Source organism: Kordiimonas marina (assembly GCF_023006325.1).
In the GTDB taxonomy this organism is placed as follows: domain Bacteria; phylum Pseudomonadota; class Alphaproteobacteria; order Sphingomonadales; family Kordiimonadaceae; genus Kordiimonas; species Kordiimonas marina.
Map to the genome: position 1 here is coordinate 647,906 of NZ_JAINDF010000002.1, position 20,320 is coordinate 668,225.

Annotated in this window: 20 protein-coding genes; 18 read left to right on the forward strand and 2 right to left on the reverse strand. The window is 61.0% G+C overall.

All coding sequences use genetic code 11. The features are described from left to right. The first annotated feature begins 7 nt into the window (after nt 1-7). The 12 genes from K6118_RS06345 (at nt 8) to K6118_RS06400 (ending at nt 12,050) form a co-directional block, all read left to right on the forward strand. Complete coding sequence (locus tag K6118_RS06345) at nt 8-406, forward strand: GTA-gp10 family protein (RefSeq protein WP_247119389.1); 399 nt, start codon at nt 8-10, stop codon at nt 404-406. Then, nucleotides 403-630, forward strand: a complete 228-nt coding sequence (locus K6118_RS06350) for a phage tail assembly chaperone (protein WP_281500662.1) — start codon at nt 403-405, stop codon at nt 628-630. Before K6118_RS06345 ends, K6118_RS06350 begins: the two co-directional genes overlap by 4 nt. Then, on the forward strand, nt 627-1,508 hold the full coding sequence (locus K6118_RS06355; RefSeq protein ID WP_247119391.1) for a hypothetical protein: 882 nt from the start codon (nt 627-629) through the stop codon (nt 1,506-1,508). Before K6118_RS06350 ends, K6118_RS06355 begins: the two co-directional genes overlap by 4 nt. A 50-nt stretch (nt 1,509-1,558) precedes the next feature. Then, nucleotides 1,559-1,915, forward strand: coding sequence for a hypothetical protein (locus tag K6118_RS06360; RefSeq protein ID WP_247119392.1), 357 nt, complete (start codon nt 1,559-1,561; stop codon nt 1,913-1,915). Then, nucleotides 1,912-2,397 carry a DUF1833 family protein gene (locus K6118_RS06365; protein WP_247119393.1) on the forward strand — a complete coding sequence of 162 codons (486 nt, stop codon included), beginning with the start codon at nt 1,912-1,914 and terminating at the stop codon, nt 2,395-2,397. Before K6118_RS06360 ends, K6118_RS06365 begins: the two co-directional genes overlap by 4 nt. Next, entirely contained in the window at nt 2,366-2,827 is a 462-nt protein-coding gene (locus tag K6118_RS06370) for a C40 family peptidase (RefSeq protein ID WP_247119394.1), read from the forward strand. The genes K6118_RS06365 and K6118_RS06370 overlap by 32 nt, the downstream gene beginning before the upstream one ends. Then, entirely contained in the window at nt 2,820-8,585 is a 5,766-nt protein-coding gene (gene gpJ / locus K6118_RS06375; protein WP_247119395.1) for a TipJ family phage tail tip protein, read from the forward strand. Before K6118_RS06370 ends, gpJ begins: the two co-directional genes overlap by 8 nt. Nucleotides 8,586-8,593: 8 nt before the next feature. Then, complete coding sequence (locus K6118_RS06380; RefSeq protein WP_247119396.1) at nt 8,594-9,157, forward strand: hypothetical protein; 564 nt, start codon at nt 8,594-8,596, stop codon at nt 9,155-9,157. A 75-nt stretch (nt 9,158-9,232) separates the two neighbouring features. Next, nucleotides 9,233-9,487 carry a hypothetical protein gene (locus K6118_RS06385; RefSeq protein WP_247119397.1) on the forward strand — a complete coding sequence of 85 codons (255 nt, stop codon included), beginning with the start codon at nt 9,233-9,235 and terminating at the stop codon, nt 9,485-9,487. After that, nucleotides 9,484-10,020, forward strand: coding sequence for a D-Ala-D-Ala carboxypeptidase family metallohydrolase (locus tag K6118_RS06390; protein ID WP_247119398.1), 537 nt, complete (start codon nt 9,484-9,486; stop codon nt 10,018-10,020). Before K6118_RS06385 ends, K6118_RS06390 begins: the two co-directional genes overlap by 4 nt. Before the next feature lies 1 nt (nt 10,021). Next, the gene (locus K6118_RS06395; protein WP_247119399.1) at nt 10,022-10,435 is read left to right on the forward strand and encodes a 3TM-type holin; all 414 of its coding nucleotides are present in this window, start codon (nt 10,022-10,024) and stop codon (nt 10,433-10,435) included. Between the two features lies 1 nt (nt 10,436). Beyond that, nucleotides 10,437-12,050 (forward strand): hypothetical protein, encoded by a 1,614-nt coding sequence (locus K6118_RS06400; protein ID WP_247119400.1) that lies wholly within the window; start codon nt 10,437-10,439, stop codon nt 12,048-12,050. A gap of 269 nt (nt 12,051-12,319) precedes the next feature. Here the strand turns inward: K6118_RS06400 and K6118_RS06405 are convergent, their stop codons facing one another. Both K6118_RS06405 and K6118_RS06410 read right to left on the reverse strand, forming a co-directional pair. Then, nucleotides 12,320-13,204 carry a response regulator gene (locus tag K6118_RS06405; protein ID WP_247119401.1) on the reverse strand — a complete coding sequence of 295 codons (885 nt, stop codon included), beginning with the start codon at nt 13,202-13,204 and terminating at the stop codon, nt 12,320-12,322. A 198-nt stretch (nt 13,205-13,402) separates the two neighbouring features. Beyond that, a complete protein-coding gene (locus K6118_RS06410) occupies nt 13,403-14,239 on the reverse strand; it encodes a response regulator (protein WP_247119402.1) in 837 nt (278 codons plus the stop codon). Between the two features lie 177 nt (nt 14,240-14,416). On the opposite strand from K6118_RS06410, the gene K6118_RS06415 reads away from it, so the two are divergent. The 6 genes from K6118_RS06415 to K6118_RS06440 all read left to right on the forward strand — a co-directional run bounded on the left by K6118_RS06415 (nt 14,417) and on the right by K6118_RS06440 (nt 20,223). Next, nucleotides 14,417-15,040, forward strand: coding sequence for a DUF6438 domain-containing protein (locus K6118_RS06415; RefSeq protein ID WP_247119403.1), 624 nt, complete (start codon nt 14,417-14,419; stop codon nt 15,038-15,040). Between the two features lie 83 nt (nt 15,041-15,123). Then, complete coding sequence (locus K6118_RS06420) at nt 15,124-15,855, forward strand: 4'-phosphopantetheinyl transferase family protein (RefSeq protein WP_247119404.1); 732 nt, start codon at nt 15,124-15,126, stop codon at nt 15,853-15,855. A 125-nt stretch (nt 15,856-15,980) separates the two neighbouring features. Continuing rightward, nucleotides 15,981-16,823, forward strand: coding sequence for a 3-deoxy-8-phosphooctulonate synthase (kdsA, locus tag K6118_RS06425; protein WP_247119405.1), 843 nt, complete (start codon nt 15,981-15,983; stop codon nt 16,821-16,823). Nucleotides 16,824-16,827: 4 nt separating this feature from the next. Then, nucleotides 16,828-17,355, forward strand: coding sequence for a KdsC family phosphatase (locus tag K6118_RS06430; protein WP_247119406.1), 528 nt, complete (start codon nt 16,828-16,830; stop codon nt 17,353-17,355). Nucleotides 17,356-17,371: 16 nt separating this feature from the next. Next, a complete protein-coding gene (kdsB, locus tag K6118_RS06435) occupies nt 17,372-18,124 on the forward strand; it encodes a 3-deoxy-manno-octulosonate cytidylyltransferase (protein ID WP_247119407.1) in 753 nt (250 codons plus the stop codon). Further along, nucleotides 18,121-20,223 (forward strand): capsular polysaccharide biosynthesis protein, encoded by a 2,103-nt coding sequence (locus tag K6118_RS06440; protein WP_247119408.1) that lies wholly within the window; start codon nt 18,121-18,123, stop codon nt 20,221-20,223. Before kdsB ends, K6118_RS06440 begins: the two co-directional genes overlap by 4 nt. The last annotated feature ends 97 nt before the right edge of the window (nt 20,224-20,320 follow it).

The window sequence follows — 20,320 nt, forward strand, 5'->3', positions numbered from 1 at the left end:
ACGGCGGATGGCGCGTAAAATCAGCGGCGAAAGCAGTTTGAAGGTGGGCGCGCGCACCGTGCGCCTGCGTCTCGATATCGGCACCATGATCGACCTTGAGGACCATCTCGGGGTCGGGCTGGTGCCGTTCCTCGCCGAACGGCTGCCCGAAGGGCGGCTCGGGGACATGGCGATGCTGTATCTCGCCATGACCGGCGGTGATTTCACCGACCAGGCGGCGGTCAAGAAAGCAGCGGAAGTGCTGGTGAAGGCGGGCCTCACGCAGGCGGCTGAAGCCATCGCCGCCTGCCTTGAAGCCACGCTCAACCCACCCGCCGGCACCAAGGCGCTGACCGGGGGTGCAACCGCGGGAAAGCCCAAAGCCCCGGCGGTCAAAGCGGCGGCAGCCAAAAAGACGGCGGCCTGACCGGGGACGGCCCGGACAGCGAAGAGGCGGATGATTGGGCCTGGGTTATGGAAGCGGCCGGCCTTCTCGGCTGGTCACCCACCACCACCTTCCGCGCAACCCTGCCGGAGCTTCTGCTGGCGCTGAATGCCGTCCTCGACAGCCGGGGCCTTCTGCCCGACGACACCCCCGCCGCCATGACCCGGGCGGAGCTTAACGACCTAATGGAAAGATACGCCTTATGAGCACCCATTCCCTTTTTTCGGCCAGCGGCCTCTCTGATGTCCTGGCCAAAATGTCGAAACTCTTCAGCGGCATCGCCGACTGGGCCAAGGCCCAGCTCAAAGGCGTGACCGCCAAAATCCCCGAACTTCTTGGCCTTACGGGCAGTGACAGTAGCGAAGCCGACACCAAGACGACCGCGAAAGACGCCAAGAACAAGGGCAAGGACGGCAGTTCGGAACATAAGTCCCCGTTCGACACGCTGTTCAAGTCGATCAAGGACGGTGTTGGTGACGCAGTCAAGAAGGTGAAGATCGACTTCAACGACCTGGGCGGCACCATCAAGAATATCTTCAAGGCGGTGGGCCAGTCGATCGCGAGCACTCTGCAGAACGTGCTTGGGAATATGATCTCGCAGGGCGCCAGCAGCCTGTTTACGGGGATACTCGGCGCGATCTTTCCTTCTGCCCCGGCGGCGGCAGCCACCAGCAGTGCCGTGGGGCAGCCGACACTCTCCAGTATGCTTGCCTCAGTGACCACGGCCGCAACCGGCGGCACGATCCGGCCGGGGCAGGTAACGCTGGTGGGGGAAGAGGGGCCGGAGCTGATTGTCCCGAACAGCATGTCCACCGTCCTTACCGCCGCACAAACCGGCAAGATGATGGCGCGTGGCGCGAAAGGCTCGGCCATGGGGATGGCGGCGCCCACGGCCGTGCCTGAAACCAAAGTCATCATCAACAACCATTCAGGTGGGGAAGCCAAGGCCAGCCGCCGGCGTGGACCAGATGGCGGCGATATTGTTGATATCGTCATCGGCCGTGTGGCGCAGGACCTGGCCCGTGGCGGCCAGGTGGCGGATGCCGCCTCGCTCCGCTTCGGCCTGACCCCGCAGGGGACCTGACGCCAAATCCCTTTTCCTCAGTCCGTCCCCCAAGCTTCAAGGATACCGCTATGACCACAGCAATCTGGCCCACAGGCGTGCCCAGTGCGCTTGACTTTGGCGGCAGGGTTAAGCCCCAGCCCAACAAGGTCAGCTTCCAGCCCGCGGTGGGCCCTGCGCTCGAACGCCGCCGCGCCACGCTGGCGCTCAAGCACTATGATGTGGCGGTCAAGATGGATGAACCGTCGGCCGCCCTGTTCCTTACCTTCTTCGAAAATACGCTTCAGGACGGCACGCTGCCCTTCACCGGCCTCAAGGACCCGTTCGGGACCGCGCGCACCTTCCGTATTGTTGGCGAACCCGACGTGGCGGAACAGACGCGCGGCCTTTGGAAAGTTTCCCTGAAGCTTGAGGAGCTGCCGGTATGACCATGAATAACGCAGGACTTCAGGCAGCTTTCGCTGAAAGCTCCGGCGACGTTTGGCTGGTTTTCCTAACCATCAGCCATCCATCCCTGACCGATGGGCCGCTCTATCTTGTTTGCAACAGCACGGACGTCACGCGCGGCGGCCAGCTTTATACCGGCGTTCTGTTCAATATTGTGCTGCCTGGCCAGCATGACAGGCGGTCAAGCTATGCTTCGCTTCGCCTGCCGAACGTTGACCGCAAGATCACCGATGCCGTCCGGCCGCTCAAGGACAGCAACGATACGGTGGATGTCTCGCTCGAGGTCGCGCTCGCCGCCAGCCCGGATGACACCCAGCACGGTCCTTGGTCCATGGTGTTGACGAACGTGACCTGGGACGACAGCACTGTTGAGGGCACGCTGTCCCCGGTGGTGGACCTCGATCAGGACTGGCCTGAAGTGACGATGGATCGTGCCCGGTTCCCCGGTCTGTTCGCGGGCTGACGCGGCCGCATGGCCCGCCGCTTTCGAGATGACGGACTGGCTGGGCATCCCGTTTGTGCCGCACGGGCGGGATTACACCGGGGCCGACTGCTACGGCCTTGTTCGCCTGTTTTACGCTGACGTGATGGGCGTCCATCTACCGCGCCTTCGGGGTCTTGTGCGCGATGTCGGAAACCCGCGGGAGACCGGGCCGCTGATGCGTGGGGAGGCCCACGGTCCCTTGTGGCGGCCGGTGCCTGACCCCGCCTTCGGGGACATCCTCGCCTTCGGCACCCCGGCGCTTTTCACCCATGTCGGGATCTATCTCCGGCCCGGCTTGATGCTGCACACCCGCACTGGCACCGACAGCACGCCCGAACGTTATGACAGCCCGATATGGCAGCCGCGCCTTCAGGGCTTTTTCAGATACAAGGATTTCTCCTATGCGTGACGATTTTTCCGCCTCCGCCGATGTTGCCCGGCCGGCAAGCGACAGGCCTGTAACTGTTCTGTCCGGTACCAAAGGGTTCGGCCGGGTGCGGGCACGCCAGTTCGTGGAAGGGACCACGGTCTGGCAAGCGATCGACGGCCATGTCCCGGCCGAGCTGCACCGCAGTCTGGAGGTCAGCATCCAGTCGCTTTCGGAGGACGGCGCGGTGATCACGCAGCCCCTGGCCCCGGAACGCTGGATGACCACCCGGCTCAAGGCGGGCGAGCATCTGGTGGTGGAGCTGATCCCGCAAGGCGGCAACAACAAGGTTTTGCGCTCCGTGCTGATGGTGGCCGTGATCGTGGCGGCTTATTATCTCGGGCCAGCTATTTCCCAGGCATTCGCCACCACCAGCGGCGGCTTCACCGCGTCCGGCGAGCTGACGGCCATGACCATCCATGCCAGCACGCTTGTCGCCCATGTCGCGACCGGGGTGATCGCGGGGTTAGGCTCAATGGCGATCAACGCGCTGGTGCCGCTTTCCCTGCCCAAACCCGATACGGAGAAGGGCACCAATTATCTCAATGAAGTCAACAACACGTTCGGCGCGGGCCGGAAAGTGCCAGTGCCCATGGGGGATGTTACTTTCGCGCCGCCCCTGGCCGCCTGGCCGATCGTCCGGGGCAACGGCAAGCGGCGCGTGGAAACCGCGCTTTTCTGCCTGGGCTACGGCCCCCTGAAGGTGGATGAAAGCAGCATCACCATTGGTGACACGCCGCTCAGCCAGTTTTCGGGCGTGCGCTTCGGCTATACCGAAGGCTGGCCGGATGATGCGCCGCTCAGCCTTTATCCCGACAAGGTCACCCCTGATCAGAAATACCAACCGACATTGCTGGCGAACCAGCCCTATATCATCACCACACAGGACAATGCCGACCGGGCCGAGCTGGAGCTTCTGTTCCCGTCAGGTCTTGTTCATTATGACGACAAGGGCCAGCGCACCAACCGGACGGTTTCGTTTTTTGTGCGCTACTGTGTGGCTGGTACAAACAATTGGAGTTCGCTTCCCGCCCGCAATGTGTTGGATAGCAACCGGGAAGTGATGCGGATCGCGGGGGATAGCTCAGTCCCCTATATTCTCCAGCAAAACAGCGGCGTCTATAGTGTCACGGACAAGACTGCGGAGCCACGCAGCTTCCCGATCGCGCTCGATTTCCCGAGCCGCGGCAAATATGACATTGAAATCACCCGCACCACAGTCGAGCCCTCGGGCAGCAACAAGGACAGTATCCGTGACGAGGCGCATATTTTTGAACTGCGCACGATCACGGACCGGCCGCCGGTCAAGGCCCGCGGGGTCGCGCTTCTCGCCCTCGAACTGCCGCTCAATGACCAGAAGCCGGGTGGGGTGACCAACCTGCGGGTTAGGGTCCAGCGCTATATGCCGATCCATGACGGCACCAGTTGGGTTTACCCGCACGATACCAAGGCGGCCAGTGGCGACCTGAGTATCCATCTTTCCAGCAACCCGGCTTATGCCTTCGTTTACGCAGCCCACGGCTATGGCACGTGGGACGACCCGCTTCTGACCGGCACTGCTCAGGTCAAGCGGCCGGGGACGCCGTCCAAATGGCAGATCCCGCTGTCGTCGCTCGACACGCCGTCGATCCTCGCCTGGCGGGATGAGTGTGACAGCTATTCCTCCTTCTTGGGGGGGGTGAAATACCGCTATGACCGGGTTGAGACGGCGAGCAGGCGGCTGAGGGACATTCTTTCGGAAATTGGCCAGGCGGGCCGGGCACGCATAACAGGGCCATCGGGGCGTTTGGGCGTGGCCATGGACCGGACGCAGACGACGCCGCTTGGTGTGTTTACACCGCGGAACACCAAGTCGGTTTCGGGTTCGCTCAAGCTGTCGCCGCAGCCGCACGGCGTTTCGGTCAGTATTCAGGACCGGAACAATGACTATGCGGTCAGCGAGGTTATCACTTACGCCTCTCCCTATACTGCCTCAACCGCGACCAATATCACCAAGATCGACGCCCGGGGCATCACCGAGCGCCTGCGGGCCTGGGAATATGCCGAATATTACCGCCGGGCCGCGGCGGCGCGGTCGGAAACCGTGACCTTCACGGCCAGCATTGATGCGCTCCATAACAATGTGGGGGATTATATTCTCCTCAAGCATGATGTGCCGCGCCCGAGCGGGCCGGGAGCGACGCCGGAAGCAGCGGATGATTTCCCCGGCGCGCGGGTGATGGAGGTCTTTACCGACACCGGCGGCAACGCCACTGGCCTCAGGCTCGATGATCAGGTCACCATGCTGGCGGGGGAAACCTACGCTGTCTCCATCCGGCGGGCGCAGGCGGGGGATATTGTCCTCACCTCCAGCATCGTCACGGAAGTGGGGTCGTTCAATACCATCAGCTTCATGGCGCCGCTTGCACCGCCGCACGATATCGCCGCGGGGGACCTTGTGGTCTTCGGTCCGGTCGACCGTGTCGCGCGTGATATGGTGATTATCGATATCCGGCCGGCCAGCGAAATGACCGCGCAGATTACGGCGGTGGATCTCGCCAATGATATCCATGACCTGTCGTCCGCGTCGCCGGATGCTTTCGACGCGTATGCGACCGTCGTCAGCGGCCTTTCCCAGGCAGCCCCCGCGCTGGTTGAAAGTCTTGTTGTTACCGAAAGCCTTGTGACCGAAACCGGGGTCCAACGCCTACGGCTTTCCTTGAGCTGGAGGCCGGGTGCAAGTGGTCGTCCTGCCGATCACTACGAAATCTATCAGGAAACTACCGAAAGCCATGGCGGTGTAACGGAAAGCCAATATCGCTATTTCGGGGCGACGCGGGACCAGGCCTTTGGTTTGCCGCATGATTTTATCGCGGGGGAGCAAGTCACCTTCGTTGTGGTCGGTGTGTCCGCCGACGGTACCAAGCTGCCGGCGAAGGACGGCGCCAGCGTTACCGTCACCCCCGCGCTTATCCCCGATGATGGGCTGGTTCGCAATGACGCGGCGGGCAGTGGCAACCTTCTGTGGATGTTTACCGATACCAAGGCGGGCATCACCGTCACCCCGACGATTTCGACCGGGACCAGCCCCAACACCATCGGCACCGACATTCCGGCGGAGGATATCCAGATGGTGCCGGGTGATCCGATCACTTTTTCGGCTGCGGTCAGCGCCAACACGGCGGACCTGTTCCAGACCCGCCTGAAGCTCAATTTCCTCGATGCGAACGGCACCAGCGTTAACGCGGCCTACGGCGTTTGGGTCTACCCGGACGGCAGCCGTCTCGGCGTGACCAGCATCTGGCCCACGGGGGCCACCAAGGTGCGGCTGAGCCTTCAGGTTCAAAACCCGTCAGGCGTGTCGTCGATCGATACGGTCCATGCCACCGGCCTGTCGCTGACCGAAGGCCGGGCCATCGTGCCCTATGTCCTGCCGGCCACGCGCAACGTGCATCGGGGGGATTATGATGCGCTGACCTTCTATAGCTACGGCGATATCGTCAGCTATGAGGGCAGCAGCTATATTTTCGTGGGTTCAGCGGCGACGGCGGGCGCGGCCCCGACCGACACCACATACTGGCGGCTGCTGGCCGCGGCCGGCGCCGGGCTTTTGAGCCTGCAGGCCGATGCCCAGACCTTCAATTTCACCGGGGCCGGGGCTGCGAACCCGTCCGGGCAGGCCATCGGCTTCACCGCCGTCCACCCCAACTATGCCGGGACGGTCATCTTCACGGCGACCGGCTATAACGCTGCGGGCACGTCGCTCGGCACGCTCACGCTGTCGGGCACGGGCGACGCGCGCACGCTCGCGGTGGCGGATTTCGGTGCTGCGGCCTATGCCACTGTCACGGCCACGATTGGTGCGCTCAGCGACACTATCACGGTCGTGCGGCTGACCGACGGCGCCGATGCGCTTACCGGGTTCCTGACCAACGAAGCCCACACGCTGGCGGCGGATGCCGCCGGGACGGTATCGTCTTTCACGGGGGCGAGCGGTACCTTCAAGCTGTTCCTCGGCACTACCGACATCAGCACCGGGAACGGCGTGGTCTATTCGGTCGCCGGCCAAACCGGGCTCACCGGCAGCATCGCCGCATCAACCGGCGCCTATAGCATCAGCGCCATGACGGCGGACAGCGGTACCCTGACCCTGAGGGCCACCTACGGCGGCACCACGGTCGACAAGGTCTTCACCGTCACCAAAAGCCGGGCGGGCGCCACGGGCGCTACCGGTGCCACCGGTGCTACGGGGGCGACAGGGGCCACCGGTGCAGCGGGCGCTGACGGTACCGATGCCAGCCAGGTGATCGGTGTTCAGGGCCAGCGCTGGGGATTCGCGGGCGGCAGCTATCAGGGCTGGACCCTGCTTTACGGCACCATGGCCGCCGGGACGGACAGCATCCTGGTCACCGATGACGGCAGCGGCAGCGTACGGCTCAAGTCCCCGAGCGGGCTGACGATTGATGGATCGTCCTCCTATGCCGTGCGGGTCCGTATCCGGGCGATCAATGGTAATATCGGCGCCACCCCAGTCCTTTATTACATGACCCAGGGCGGCCATGGCTTTGTTGGAAGCTACCAACTGACGCTCAGCAGCATGACCTACATCCAGAACAAATGGATGGTGCTGGTCTTCGACATGCGGGAGCTGACGGCCGGCGGGACAGATTATGTCAACAACATCATTACCCGTTTCCGGTTCGACCCAGGTGGGTCGGCGGGCGCCAAGTATGAGATTGACGGTTTCGTGGTCGGCTATTTCGGTTCAGCCGATATCACCGAAGACGCCCTTCCGAACATGTCCTCCAGCGTGTTCGACAGCGCCAACCTGCTGCGCTACCAGAATGGCGGCCTCTTTTCCGGGGACCTGACCGCGACACACGGCGCGGCCTGGGGCAGCAACGTCACCGGCCGTCCCACCGAGCTGACCGATGGCCGGGTAACCGCGGCACTTACCACCAATGGCCGGCTCACCAAGGCGGACAAGGTGCCAATGGATGTAGTGGCCGGTGGGGCCGTGACTTTCAGTCCCTTCAATATGATATCGTCCACAGACCCCGGAGGAGGGCCCATAATCCAAGTAGCATCCTTTACTGCTTATTTCGGAGGTTTCACGGTTTCCTATGGCGGGACTAACAGTAGCAGCCCATTAACGGGCCTAAGTTACTCCACCAAGTATCATATCTATTTTTCCGACCCCGGCTTTGCTGGGGGAGCCGTAGCCTACCAAGCCACTACCAGTTATACCCAAGCGATCGGAGCGGGCACCATGTATCTGGGTGCCATTACCACACCGGCGAGCGGCGGCAGTGGTTCGACGGGGGGCGGGGGCCCTATCGGCTGCGTGGCTGAAGATATGTGGCTGTATGAAGGCGCCCGCGCCGCGCAGGCCAGACCGGGTGACGCGCTCTGGATCATGTATGAGGATGATCGGTCGGGGCACTTATGTGGTGAAGTTCAGCACAATGAGCTGAAGCCCTCGGTACCCTGCGTGCGGCTTGTCACGGATGGGGGCGGCGCGCTCACACTTGCGGCCGATACGCCCATCACCCTTCGGGACGGACAAAGCTGCGCCGCTTTCGAGATGCTTGGTCGTGACATAGCTGTTCTCAAGCATGGGTGCTTCGGTTGGGAGCCCGTGTTGGCGGTTGAAGACGTGGGTTTACATACCGTCTGCCACCTTTCAGTTGGCGGCCATTGTTATTTTGCCGGGGAAGACCCGGATTATCTCCTTTGTAGCCACAACACCGCTAAACCGTGAGGACCACCATGGAAATCAATGACATTGTCATCGACCAACAAGACGGGTGCTTTGAAAAGATGCGCCTTTTGTTCACCGGGGAAGACGGCACCCCAAGCGTAAAAATATACGTCCGGCCGGTAGAGCGCTTTGATCCAGCCCGTCCGGCGTTTTTGTTGACCGCAAGCCTCACGGACGGAGACTTCAATGCGCTCGCACACCCGCTTACCGAAGGTGCGCCTGCCGTTGCAGCGCCCTACAAAACGATAACGCTCGGCCTTGCCGAAGTGGCGGTCCGTACTCTCACAAAAATGACGCCCAAAGACGCCAACAAGGAAAAGGGTGTGCTCACCGTTTCCCGCGGCAGACTTTACGAATGCCACCGGGTAGGAGACCTGATGCAGCCCTTCAGCGGCGATCCTGCTGATCTGGAATGGGCCGACATGGGGCCTGTGGCCAAGGACGTGACACCCGCCTGGTGTGACATCCAGTGCCAGCTTGTCCCTGCCTGCCGGGATTTAGCCGAGGCCGCCGCCCGGTGGTGGCAGCGGATCGACGCCATGAGTGCACTTGGGGCCATTACCGCCCCCTGACCCAATCACCAAAACCCAACCCTTCCCAAGGCGCCCCGAACCGGGCGCCTTTTTTTGTAACGACGGAGGCAGGGCATGACGCCTGGCACGGACTATAAACGCGAGTATTTCACCGGCGGCAAGGTGCTGCCGCTCCCCGAAGGCGACGGCAGCCACACGGCCAACGCAGCGCTTCTGAAGGCCACGCTGGCGCTCGACCGGATCGAGCGGCATGAGGAGGAATGCGGCCGCCGCTGGGGGCTTGTCATCAAGCTGATGCTGGTGGCGGTGGCGCAGCTTGGCGGGCTGCTCATCTTCCTGGTCACCGACAAATTGGAGTGGCTGCAATGAAAATCACCCCGAGCCTGTCGCTGTCGCCCAACTTCGCGCTCCGTGAATTTACCCGCAGCGAAACCGCGAAGAAACACCAGCTTTATAACCTGCCGCGTGACGTGAGCGAGATCGCCAACCTGAAGGCGCTGTGCGATGCGGTCCTCGAGCCCATCCGCGCGCTGTTCGGCCGTCCGGTGATCATCACCTCCGGCTTCCGCTGCGTGACGCTGAACCGCCTGATCGGCGGTGCGCCCACCAGCCAGCACCTTTATGGCGAGGCGGCGGATATCATCGTCGCCGGGCTGAAAACCGAGTACGCAGCCCGCACGCTGGCCGCCCACCCGGACCTGCCGTTTGATCAACTGATTTATGAGGCCCGCGAACGCGCGGACGGCAGCTTCGCCAAGTGGGTGCATATCTCCCACAAGCGGCAGGGCGAAAACCGGCGCGAGGCGCTGACCATCCTCATCGGCAAGGGGGGCAAGCGGGTGCTTACGGGCATCCACCCGGCTGACACCGCCCCGAATTCAGCAGAAAGCACGGAGGCATAAAATGGGCATTCCGATCCTCGACACCATCCTCGATGTCATCAAGGAACCCTTGGACCGGCTGATCCCGGACAAGAACGCCAAGCAGCAGTTCGAGCATGAGCTTGAAATGCAGGTGCTGAAGGCGGGCCTGGGGCAGATGGAAATCAACAAGGCGGAGGCCGAGCACCCGAGCGTGTTCGTCGCCGGTTGGCGCCCGGCCGTGGGCTGGGTGTGTGCCGCCGCCCTTGCCTGGCAGTTCATCGGCCATGACATCCTGCTGTGGGCGCGCGCCGCCTTCTTCCCCGCCGTGCCCATGCCGCCCGCGCTCACCGGCTCCGACACGCTGGTGACCGTGCTCATGTCCATGCTCGGCCTCGGCGGCCTGAGGACGGTGGAGAAAATAAAGGGGGTCTCACGGGAAACGTGGGATAAGTGAGATGGACATCATAGACCAGCTAAATGCTCAGCCCAGGCCCTATACGTTAACCTCCATCCCGGAGGCGCAAAGTTTTGCGCGAGCTGAAATTGATAGAATTCGCCGGACGGCGCCGATTCTAGATAATGATGCCCGGGCCTTGATGAATGCCATTGAGGCTTTTGCTAAGGAGGGGCTGAAGGTAGCCCTCAAGGATGTCGGCGCTGATACGGTCGGGCATATCACATGCTCACTGGAGATCATGAACTCAGACGTCAATCAAGATGGCCAGCTTTTCTACCCGGCCGAGGCTTATGTGCGTTCCGTTCTGGGCAAGACAGCCTACTGGCGATCCGCGGGGGGGGGTGGCCTGACCTTTACAACTATCCGGGTGATTGAGCGCTTATCTGGGGCAGGAAAGCCATCGGATACATTTTTTTCGATGTATCAGCTAAGTAGCGGGCCTTTTGAATACAAAATTGCATTGCCTCTTTTCGCTGCAATGGAAGAGATGTCACTCTCCTCTTCCCGAAAGAGAACGGATGATCAGTTAACCTTGTTGGCAGAAAAACTGGTGCCAGGATTATCGAAGCGGATGGAAGCCCGCCAATTGGTCGAAGTGCATACTAAAGTGACCAAGATTTTAGCGGATTGGTTGGAGTATATGCAACGCAATGATGCCTATTTTGCCAGCGCGGACTTTTTATTCTCAGGTGCAGAGATAATTGAAAAGCGAGCTAAGATGATTGAAGAATTCCTGGTCCAGCTCATTCAGCGCGTTAAAGATGAGCGGCTTAGTTGGAAAAAGGCCATCCAAGAAACTCAGGTGATGGCCAATCAATTTATGGGCAAAACGGGATCGTCGAAACAAGATACGAGGTCATTAATTACTCGGAAATTTAAGGATAATACTCAACGATTAATAGATGAACTCAACAAGTCAAAAGAAGAATTTAAAAATTACCTTATCCACAGCGAACAACTATCCCCAGGCAAGCCAACTAACCCCGAAAAATCAGCACGCTACAAACGGATATGGCAAGCTAAACTGAAAAAGGCAGTCCCCCAAATATTTGAGAATACTTTTAAGGACCTGATGGGCGTGACGGCAGGGGTGCAGAAGTATTTAAGGTGGCTAGGGCCGGCTGCGAAAGGTTTGCAATATCTTGCATGGGTATCAGACATCGCTGAGATTATCTCTCAAGAAAACTGGGTTGAGAAGACCAAGGTAGCTATTAAAGTAGCTTTGGAGTCTTTGGCTGCGGGGGTCTTTAGGGCTATAACTACTGTGGCAATTTCGGCTCTTGCAGAGACGGTAATATCTTCAATATTACTTGTTTCGGGTATTGGGGCAGTCCTTGCTTTGGGGGCAGTGGCAACATATTTTGTCATCAAGATAATAGATGAGCATAGCGACAAAATAGTTACGAGAGCAGCAGAGCGGCTGGTTGATGCAGTCAACCAACTTTGGGAGAACGCAAAAACAAATTACGCGAAGCTGCGCTCATATACGAGTGGGGATGCAATTAATGATATGCTCGTTCTTTCCGGGGCTCGCAAAACACGTGATCCATGGATAGATTTCATTTTGGGGCGCAAGAGTTTCCCGCCAACTGCAACTGATAACGGTACTTAGATCTGTACATTCTGGCGGCGTGGAAGTTCAAAAATAACAATGTTTGCTATGAAAATGCCGGGGCGGGGTGGCCGTGTGGCCTTCGGGTTAGCCAATCACCCGTTCAGGTGGCCCGCCCCGGCGGTACCTCTCGTGCAGACCCCAATGCACAAAGCCATCATGCATCAAAACTACTATAACGGGAAATGGTGAATAAAACATTAGCGCGCACCGCACAGTCGGTCCACGCCTGGCCAGACGTTTGATCAGATGTTCGATCCGGCGCTTTCTCAGCCCATGTTTTTAAGGAGCACCAGCTTCTTCTTGAGGGCGGATTCGGTGGCCACATAGGCCGCGCGCAGCTTGGCAAACAGCACCGGCGCGCGGCGGGTTTCACCGTTGCCTGCCAGAATTTCCAGCCGGGCCGCCAGGTCGGACAGGGTTTCGGCCCCGAACACCTCGGCGGTGGACTTCAGCTGGTGCGCGAACATGCAGGTGCTGTCGTCATCACCGCGGGCAACCGCTTTGCCCATGTCGGCAATCAAGGGCGGAGCGGCGTGCAGGAAATCCTCAAGAATACCGATCATGCCGCTTTTGAACAGCTCGCCATAGCAGTTGAGCGTATTCCAGTTGAGGATATCCAGCTCGTCCCGGACCGCCCCTTCGCGCTGCCAGATTTCCCGGTCGGAGGTGGCGGCGGTGCAATCGGCATCGCTTTTGAGGTGCTTGTCGAAAAGCGCCTGCAGGCTGATGCTGTTGACCGGCTTCTTGATGACATCGGTCATACCGACGGCGAGGTAGCTTTCCACCTCGGGCACCGACATTTTGGTGCTGACCGCGATGATCGGCACATCGCCGCGTTCACCGGGCAGGCGGCGGATTGCGTGGGTGGCGGCCAGGCCGTCCATCTTCGGCATCATGATATCCATCAGGATGACGTCATAGCGGGTCTGGCTCGCCATCATCAGCGCTTCCTGCCCGTCTTGCGCGCGGTCAAAGCTGTAGCCCAGACGGGTCAGCGTGCCGGCGAGCAGCTTGGCCATCACCGCCGTGTCATCGGCGATAAGCGCATGGCCCTCATGTGCGGGTGCGCGTGCGTCGGTTTCACCATCGGGGGAGACCGCGATCGGGGGCTGATCGGCGGGTGTCTCGGCTATGCTCGCATGTATCGTCATCAGTCTCGCACTCCCGGTCTTCTTCCGGAATAGGTGTCAACACATGCCTGACGAATGGGCCCTTTTGTTTTCATGGCCGCTTTGGGGAGCAGTTTTGGCCCGCAATCGTGACCAAAGCGTTAATCATAAAATTTTAGATATTTTAGAATTTGGGGTGTTTTACAGGGCCAAGTTGATCATGGGCCGCAGGGGAAGGGGTTAACCCGCGTTCCTGAGGACAACCAGCTTTTTCATTAGCACAGCCTGGGTGCGCTCATACTGGATATGCAACTCAGCGAGGCGCGCTTGCGCGCCTTGGGTCGTGCCTGAACGGCCGAGCGCTTCCAACTGGGCCGCGAGGTCGGACACGCCTTCCGCGCCGAACACCAGGCTGGTGGATTTGAGCTTATGAGCCAGGAACTCAAGCTTCTTGGGGTCCTTTTCGCCAAGGGCATCATTGATGCCGGACAAAAGGTCCGGGGCCGCGCGCAGGTAATCCGCCAGCAGCCTGGGCAGCTTGCGCTTCAGTAGCGCGGCATATTCATGGAAGGCCTTCCAGTTCAGGATGTCGACATCGTCTTTCGCCACGATGAAAGACGCTTCCTTCCCTTCAGTCTCCCCCGCCTCACCGGTCCTATCGGTTTCAGGAAGATCCAGAAATCCTTTAACCGCGGTCTTCAGCGCATAGTGGCCCACCGGTTTTTTGAGATGGCCGTTCATCCCCGCCTTCTGGCAAGCATCCACATCCATGCTGTCGGCATTGCCGCTGACGGCCAGGATCGGCGTTTGCGCATTGGGGCCACTGCCTGACCGTATCGCGCGGGTGGCCTTCATGCCGTTCATGCCCGGCATCATGATATCCATCAGGATCAGGTCGAACCGGGCCGCTTCCGCCGTCTTCACCGCTTCTTTGCCGTCCGGCACGGTTTTATAATGCAGCCCCATGTGCGTGAGCAGCGTGCCGAGGATCTGGCCCATCACCGGATTGTCCTCAACCACCAGCACCCGCGGGATTTTGCCGCCAAGGCGTTTCTCTGGCTGTGGGGTGGGGGTCATAACCGGGCCTTTTGTGTTTATGTGGGCGGGGGGCATCCTTGACCGGACGCTAGCAAACAATCCTTACCACCTTGTGAATATGCGCCCCATGTTGACGGAGGCAAGGGACGGGGCCACAATTGCGCCAAGAGAAGGGCCCATAAACAAGGCGGGCCAACATTGGCGGAAGGATAGAGGATGACGGGGATCTTCACAAAGGCCGTGCGGCTGGCACTCCTGCCGGCACTGGTGATGCTGACGGCTTGCGCCGAGGATGACGGCAGCGGCCCGGACGCCAGCGCGTCCGACCATGACCCGACCGGCATGGAATATATCAAGCTCGAACAGGGGCCGTGCTTTGGCTCGTGCGCGGTGTATTCGATCACGCTTTATGGCGACGGCCGGGTGATCTTCTACGGCAGCCGTTTCACGAAAACCCATGGCCAGGCGTCAGACCAGACAACCACGGGCCGCTTCCTCGATGCGCTGGAGGCGCTGAAACAGTATGATTTTGACGCGCTGGAGGACGATTATTCCGGCAAGGCCTGCCGTATCCAGGCCACTGACCATTCGGTGATCGAGATCACGGTCAAAAGCCAGGACTATGACAAGCATGTGCGCTGGGACACCGGCTGCCGCGGCAATGACGACCTTTTCCGGCTCGAACGGCTGGTGAATGACCTCAAGTGGACCCTGCAGGTGGATAATTATGTCGGCACCGATGCCGAACGCGCGCCGACCAAACGCTCCGGCCTCATGCCGCCGGACCGGCCAAAGTCCAACAAACGGACGCGCGAAGACCGGCGCCATAAGGGCCGCTGATCCCTTCCAGCCCTTGCCGTGCCGCGCCATCCGTGGCATAGCGGGGCCTGGGGGTCGTCGAAAGATGTTGGGCTGAACGCTTTATGGCGGTTGAACAGGTTACATTGGCGGTGCGCGTAGCGGACCCCGCCCTCCAGGGACAGGAGCTTCTGTCCCCTTCAGAACATGAACGTCTTGCCGGGATGCATGAAGGCGCACGGCCGTCCTTCGTGACTGCGCGGTCGATGCTGCGCACCCGGCTTGGGCAGCATATGGGCCTGCTGCCGAAGGCGGTACCACTGGTGCAGGAAGGCGCGGGGCGTATCTCCATCGATGGCTTTTCGCCCCAGGAGCCGCCGTTCTTTTCCGTCTCCCACACCGGGTCTGCTGAAGAAGGCATCGCCGCCGTCGCGGTCAGCGACACCACCCCCGTGGGCATCGATATCCAACAGATAGACCTTACCGTGAACTGGCGCCGTGTGGCCGAACGCCGCTACCCGGAAGAGGAAGCCGCACTTCTGTGTGCGATGCCGGAGGCCGAAGGCCAGATTCTTTTCTTCACGCTGTGGGCGATCCGCGAATCTTTCGTGAAAATGGAGGACGGCAAGCTGATGCCCTACCTGCGCCAGATCGAACTGGACCTCAGCTCCGGCCACCCACGGCTGAAGGCGCCGACGCCCGGGGGCCGCGACTCCGCGATGATCTGGTTCCATTTCCTGCCTGAATATCAGCTGGTGCTGTCCTTCGTGTCGGCTGAGCCTGTAGAGGTTAAGCTCGACAGCTGGATCGATAAGGCCAGCCGCCGCCCCGACCCTCTCTATAACCGCGCCGGATAAGTAGGCCTCCACCCCCATGCAGCCTTGCGCTTTTTCGCCTTTGGCGCTAGCCATGGCAGGTAACGTTTTTCCATCTTGCGCACCGGTGAACCTCTTCCGCGCGTGAGACGGCCAAGGGGGAGAGGATGATCCGTTCTGTCAGTATCGGTGATCATGTCACGGTCGCCAACGACCGGCCGTTTGTCTTGTTCGGCGGCATGAATGTTCTGGAAAGCCGTGACCTCGCGTTCGAGGTTGCCGGCCGCTTTGTCGAGGTAACCGACAAGCTCGGTATTCCGTATGTGTTCAAGGCCTCGTTCGACAAGGCGAACCGCTCGTCGGTGCATTCCTTCCGCGGGCCGGGGCCCGAAAAAGGCCTCGAAATGCTGGCCGACATCAAGGCCGAATTTGGCGTGCCGGTCATCACGGATGTGCATGAGCCCTTCCAGGCTGCCCCCGCGGCCGAGGTGGCGGATGTGATCCAGTTGCCGGCTTTTCTCGCGCGCCAGACAGACCTTGTCACCGCGATGGCGAAAACCGGCGCGGTGATCAACGTCAAGAAGCCGCAATTCCTCGCGCCTGAGGAAATGCGCCATATCCTCAGGAAATTCGCCGAAAGCGGCAACAAAACCGTGATGCTGTGTGAGCGCGGCTCCTGCTTCGGCTATAACAACCTTGTCGTCGATATGCTCGGCATGGACCTGATGAAGGGCATGGCGCCGGTGGTGTTTGACGCCACGCACGCGCTGCAGCGCCCCGGCGGCCGGTCCGACAGCGCGGGCGGCAGGCGGGAACAGGCGGCGGCGCTCGCCCGTGCCGGCATGGCGCTCGGCATCGCAGGGCTGTTCATTGAGGCGCACCCCAACCCGGATGAGGCGCTGTGCGACGGCCCGTGTGCGCTGCCGCTCCCTGCGCTTGAATCCTATCTTTCCCAGATGAAAGCCATCGATGACCTGGCCAAAAGCTTCCCGCCGGTGGTGACGGAGTAGACCAATGACAGTGAAACTTCTCGCGCTTGATGTTGATGGTGTCCTGACCGACGGGACGCTCTATTATTCCGCCGCTGGTGAGGCGATGAAGGCCTTCAACGCGCAGGATGGGCTCGGCCTCAAGCTCTTGGAGCGGTTGGGGATCAAGGTCGCCATCATTTCGGGGCGCGACAGTGCGGTCCTCAATAAGCGGCTGGATGATCTTGGTATCAAGCTCCGGCGTCTCCGCTGCGGCAACAAGCTGGCAGCGCTTCAGGAAATCTGCGATGGTCTTGGCATCGATATTTCCGAAGCCGCCTTCATGGGCGATGACCTCGTGGACCTGAAGGTGATGGAAGCCTGTGGCCACCCGCTTGCGCCCGCCAATGCCGTGCCCGCCGTCCATATGGTGGCGGACCATGTCACCCACGCCCGCGGCGGGCATGGTGCTGTCCGCGAAGTGTGCGAATATCTGGCCGACCGTATGGGTACCCCGCTGATGGACGCCATGTATATGGATGACACCCACCACGACGGTGGACTGACCCAATGACCAAGGGCCCAAGCGCATGAAGATCGTCATCCCCGCCCGTTATGCGTCCACGCGCTTGCCTGGCAAGCCGCTTGCGGACATTGCGGGCAAGCCGATGATCCAGCATGTGTGGGACCGTGCGCAAGAAGCTGCGACGGACGCGGACGATATTTTTGTCGCCGCCGATGATGCCCGCATCCTCAAGGCGGTTGAAGCCTTTGGTGGGCAGGCTGTGCCTACCCGGGATGACCATCTCTCCGGCACCGACAGGATCGCCGAAGTGGCGGAGGCCATGGGCTGGGCCGATGACGATATCGTCGTCAATGTCCAGGGTGATGAACCGCTGATGCCGCCCGCGCTCATCCGGGTCGTGGGTGACAGCCTGAAGCATCATCCCGCCGCGGCCATGTCGACGGCCAGCCACCCGATCCGCGAGGCGGCCGACATCACCAACCCCAACATGGTGAAGGTGGTGACCGACAAAAGCGGCTTCGCGGCCTATTTCTCCCGCGCGGCCATCCCGCACCACCGCGGTGTGGATATGCCGGACCCCAGCCATTTTCCCTACCAGCGCCATATCGGCATTTATGCCTACCGGGTTTCCACTCTGAAGACGCTGACGGCGCTGCCGCCCGCGCCCACCGAACTGCTTGAAAGCCTGGAACAGCTGCGCGCCTTGTGGAACGGCCTCAAGATCATGGTCGTGCCGGTGGCGCATGTGCCGCCCGCGGGGGTGGATACGCCGGAAGACCTGGAGGCCGTGCGCTGCTTCCTGGAGGCGAATACATGAAGCAGCTTGGCGGGGAGGGCATGACGACGGTAAGCCGGGCGCTGACGGCCTCGAACGGTATCGCCCGGGACCCGCTTATCGCCGCGCTTCTGGGTGTTCCGGTCAAGAAAGGCTTCGGGGACGCGCGCGAAGGCGATGTGGTCGTCGGCTGGGGCAAGAAGGAAAACACCCACGGGGCCAAACGCTTTGCCGAAAAGTCCGGCCTGCCGTACTGGCATCTGGAGGACGGCTTCTTCGCTTATCTCAGCCACCCGGCGATCGATGACCGGCGCATGGCCATGGTGCTGGACCATAAGGGCATCTATTATGACGCCACCCATGAAAGCGACCTTGAAGACCTTCTGAACCGGGACGACTGGGTCACGCCGGAGCTGATCGCGCGTGCCGAAGACGCGATGGAGCGCATCAGACGCTGGCGCTTGTCCAAATATAACCGCAGCCCGCTGGAGGTTCCGGCCGCCCTCCGTGCCACGCTTGACGCCATCCCGCGCCCCAAGGTGCTGGTGGTCGACCAGACGTTCGGTGACATGTCGCTGTCGCTCGGTCTCGCGGGCGATGACTGTTTCGATGCCATGCTGCACGCGGCGCTGGATGATAATCCGGACGCTGAAGTGCTTCTGAAGGTGCATCCGGATGTGCTGGTCGGCAAAAAGCGCGGGCATTTCATCGCCCACAGCCTGCCGGACCGGGTGACGATGATCGCCGATGCGGTCGCCCCGCAGGCGCTGCTGGCTGAGGTCGGGCATGTCTATGTCGCCACCAGCCAGATGGGATTTGAAGCGCTGATTGCCGGGAAGCCTGTCACCTGTTTCGGGCTGCCGTTCTATGCCGGTTGGGGGTTGACGGACGACAAGATCACGACCGAGCGCCGCACCGCGAAACGTACGGTGGCTGAGCTGTTCGCCGCCGCCTGTATCCTTTATTCCCGCTATATCGACCCCTTCACCCACGACGCGGTGGAGCTTGAGGACGTGCTCGATTTCCTGATCGCGGAAAAGCAGATCGAACGGCCGGAAGGCGCACGGGCGCTGACAGTCGGCTTCTCGCCCTGGCGGCGCCAGTTCGCCCATGAATTCTTCGGCCCCGGCATCGGCAAGGTGCGCCATATCGCGGCGGGGCAGGTGAAGGACTTCGCTTTCAATGATGACGATGTGGTCATCGCCTGGGGCCGCAAGCATGATGACGTGCTCGGCCATGTGCCCGCGCATATCCCGGTCTGGCGCATGGAGGACGGCTTCCTGCGTTCGGTCGGTCTCGGCAGTGATTACCGGCGCCCGGCGTCGCTGGTTTTGGACCGGCGCGGCATCTATTATGACGGCACGGCGGAAAGCGACCTTGAGCATTTCCTGATGACCCACGGCTTCCATGCGCGGGAGCTTAAGCGTGGCCGGTCGCTCATTGAAACGCTGCTGGCCTCAAGGGTCAGCAAATATAATGTTGGCGTGCAAGGGGCTTTGGATTTTAAGGCAAGGGCCGGGGGGCGGACGGTCGTGCTGGTGCCGGGGCAGGTGGAAAGCGATGCGTCCATCCGTTATGGTTCGCCCAAAATCAAATCCAACGCCGCGCTTCTCGAAGCGGTGCGTGCAGATATGCCGGACGCCTATATCGTCTTCAAACCGCACCCGGATGTGGCAAGTGGCAACCGGGAAGGCGCTGTGCCCCAGGACGTGCTGGACCGCGCCGCGGATGAGGTGGTGACCGACGCCGACATTATCGACTGCATCGACGCAGCCCAAGAAATCCACACCATGACCAGCCTGACCGGGTTCGAGGCGCTGTTGCGCGGCCGCCGCGTGGTCACCTACGGCCTGCCATTTTATGCTGGCTGGGGGCTGACGGCCGACCGCATGGCCGCTGAGGGGCAATCACTGCCCCGGCGTGGGCGTGTCCTGCCCATCGAAGCGCTGGTTTATGGCCTGTTGTGCGTTTATGCGCGCTATGTGCGCTGGCCCGAACGGCGGAGCTACAGCGCCGAAGCGCTGGTCGCCGATATTGCCGCGGAGGCCAGGGCGGCCCGGCAAGCGGTGGAAGGCACACTTCAGAAGGCCCTCAAACCCTTGCGCAAGCTCGGCAATATCCTGGAAACACTGTTTCGCTGACGGGTGGGAAACCCTGCTGCGCTGAAGGAGGCTCCTGTCTCTCCTGCCCTAATCTAAAGGGTAAAATTTTTTAATAAATATTTTTTTCAAAATTAAA

Bases quoted from the DNA above. Each gene is read 5' to 3' on its own strand.
- K6118_RS06345 (WP_247119389.1), top strand. From the start codon at position 8: ATGGCGCGTAAAATCAGCGGCGAAAGCAGTTTGAAGGTGGGCGCGCGC.
- K6118_RS06355 (WP_247119391.1), top strand. From the start codon at position 627: ATGAGCACCCATTCCCTTTTTTCGGCCAGCGGCCTCTCTGATGTCCTG.
- K6118_RS06360 (WP_247119392.1), top strand. From the start codon at position 1,559: ATGACCACAGCAATCTGGCCCACAGGCGTGCCCAGTGCGCTTGACTTT.
- K6118_RS06365 (WP_247119393.1), top strand. From the start codon at position 1,912: ATGACCATGAATAACGCAGGACTTCAGGCAGCTTTCGCTGAAAGCTCC.
- gpJ (WP_247119395.1), top strand. From the start codon at position 2,820: ATGCGTGACGATTTTTCCGCCTCCGCCGATGTTGCCCGGCCGGCAAGC.
- K6118_RS06380 (WP_247119396.1), top strand. From the start codon at position 8,594: ATGGAAATCAATGACATTGTCATCGACCAACAAGACGGGTGCTTTGAA.
- K6118_RS06385 (WP_247119397.1), top strand. From the start codon at position 9,233: ATGACGCCTGGCACGGACTATAAACGCGAGTATTTCACCGGCGGCAAG.
- K6118_RS06390 (WP_247119398.1), top strand. From the start codon at position 9,484: ATGAAAATCACCCCGAGCCTGTCGCTGTCGCCCAACTTCGCGCTCCGT.
- K6118_RS06395 (WP_247119399.1), top strand. From the start codon at position 10,022: ATGGGCATTCCGATCCTCGACACCATCCTCGATGTCATCAAGGAACCC.
- K6118_RS06400 (WP_247119400.1), top strand. From the start codon at position 10,437: ATGGACATCATAGACCAGCTAAATGCTCAGCCCAGGCCCTATACGTTA.
- K6118_RS06405 (WP_247119401.1), bottom strand. From the start codon at position 13,204: ATGACGATACATGCGAGCATAGCCGAGACACCCGCCGATCAGCCCCCG.
- K6118_RS06410 (WP_247119402.1), bottom strand. From the start codon at position 14,239: ATGACCCCCACCCCACAGCCAGAGAAACGCCTTGGCGGCAAAATCCCG.
- K6118_RS06415 (WP_247119403.1), top strand. From the start codon at position 14,417: ATGACGGGGATCTTCACAAAGGCCGTGCGGCTGGCACTCCTGCCGGCA.
- K6118_RS06420 (WP_247119404.1), top strand. From the start codon at position 15,124: ATGGCGGTTGAACAGGTTACATTGGCGGTGCGCGTAGCGGACCCCGCC.
- kdsA (WP_247119405.1), top strand. From the start codon at position 15,981: ATGATCCGTTCTGTCAGTATCGGTGATCATGTCACGGTCGCCAACGAC.
- K6118_RS06430 (WP_247119406.1), top strand. From the start codon at position 16,828: ATGACAGTGAAACTTCTCGCGCTTGATGTTGATGGTGTCCTGACCGAC.
- kdsB (WP_247119407.1), top strand. From the start codon at position 17,372: ATGAAGATCGTCATCCCCGCCCGTTATGCGTCCACGCGCTTGCCTGGC.
- K6118_RS06440 (WP_247119408.1), top strand. From the start codon at position 18,121: ATGAAGCAGCTTGGCGGGGAGGGCATGACGACGGTAAGCCGGGCGCTG.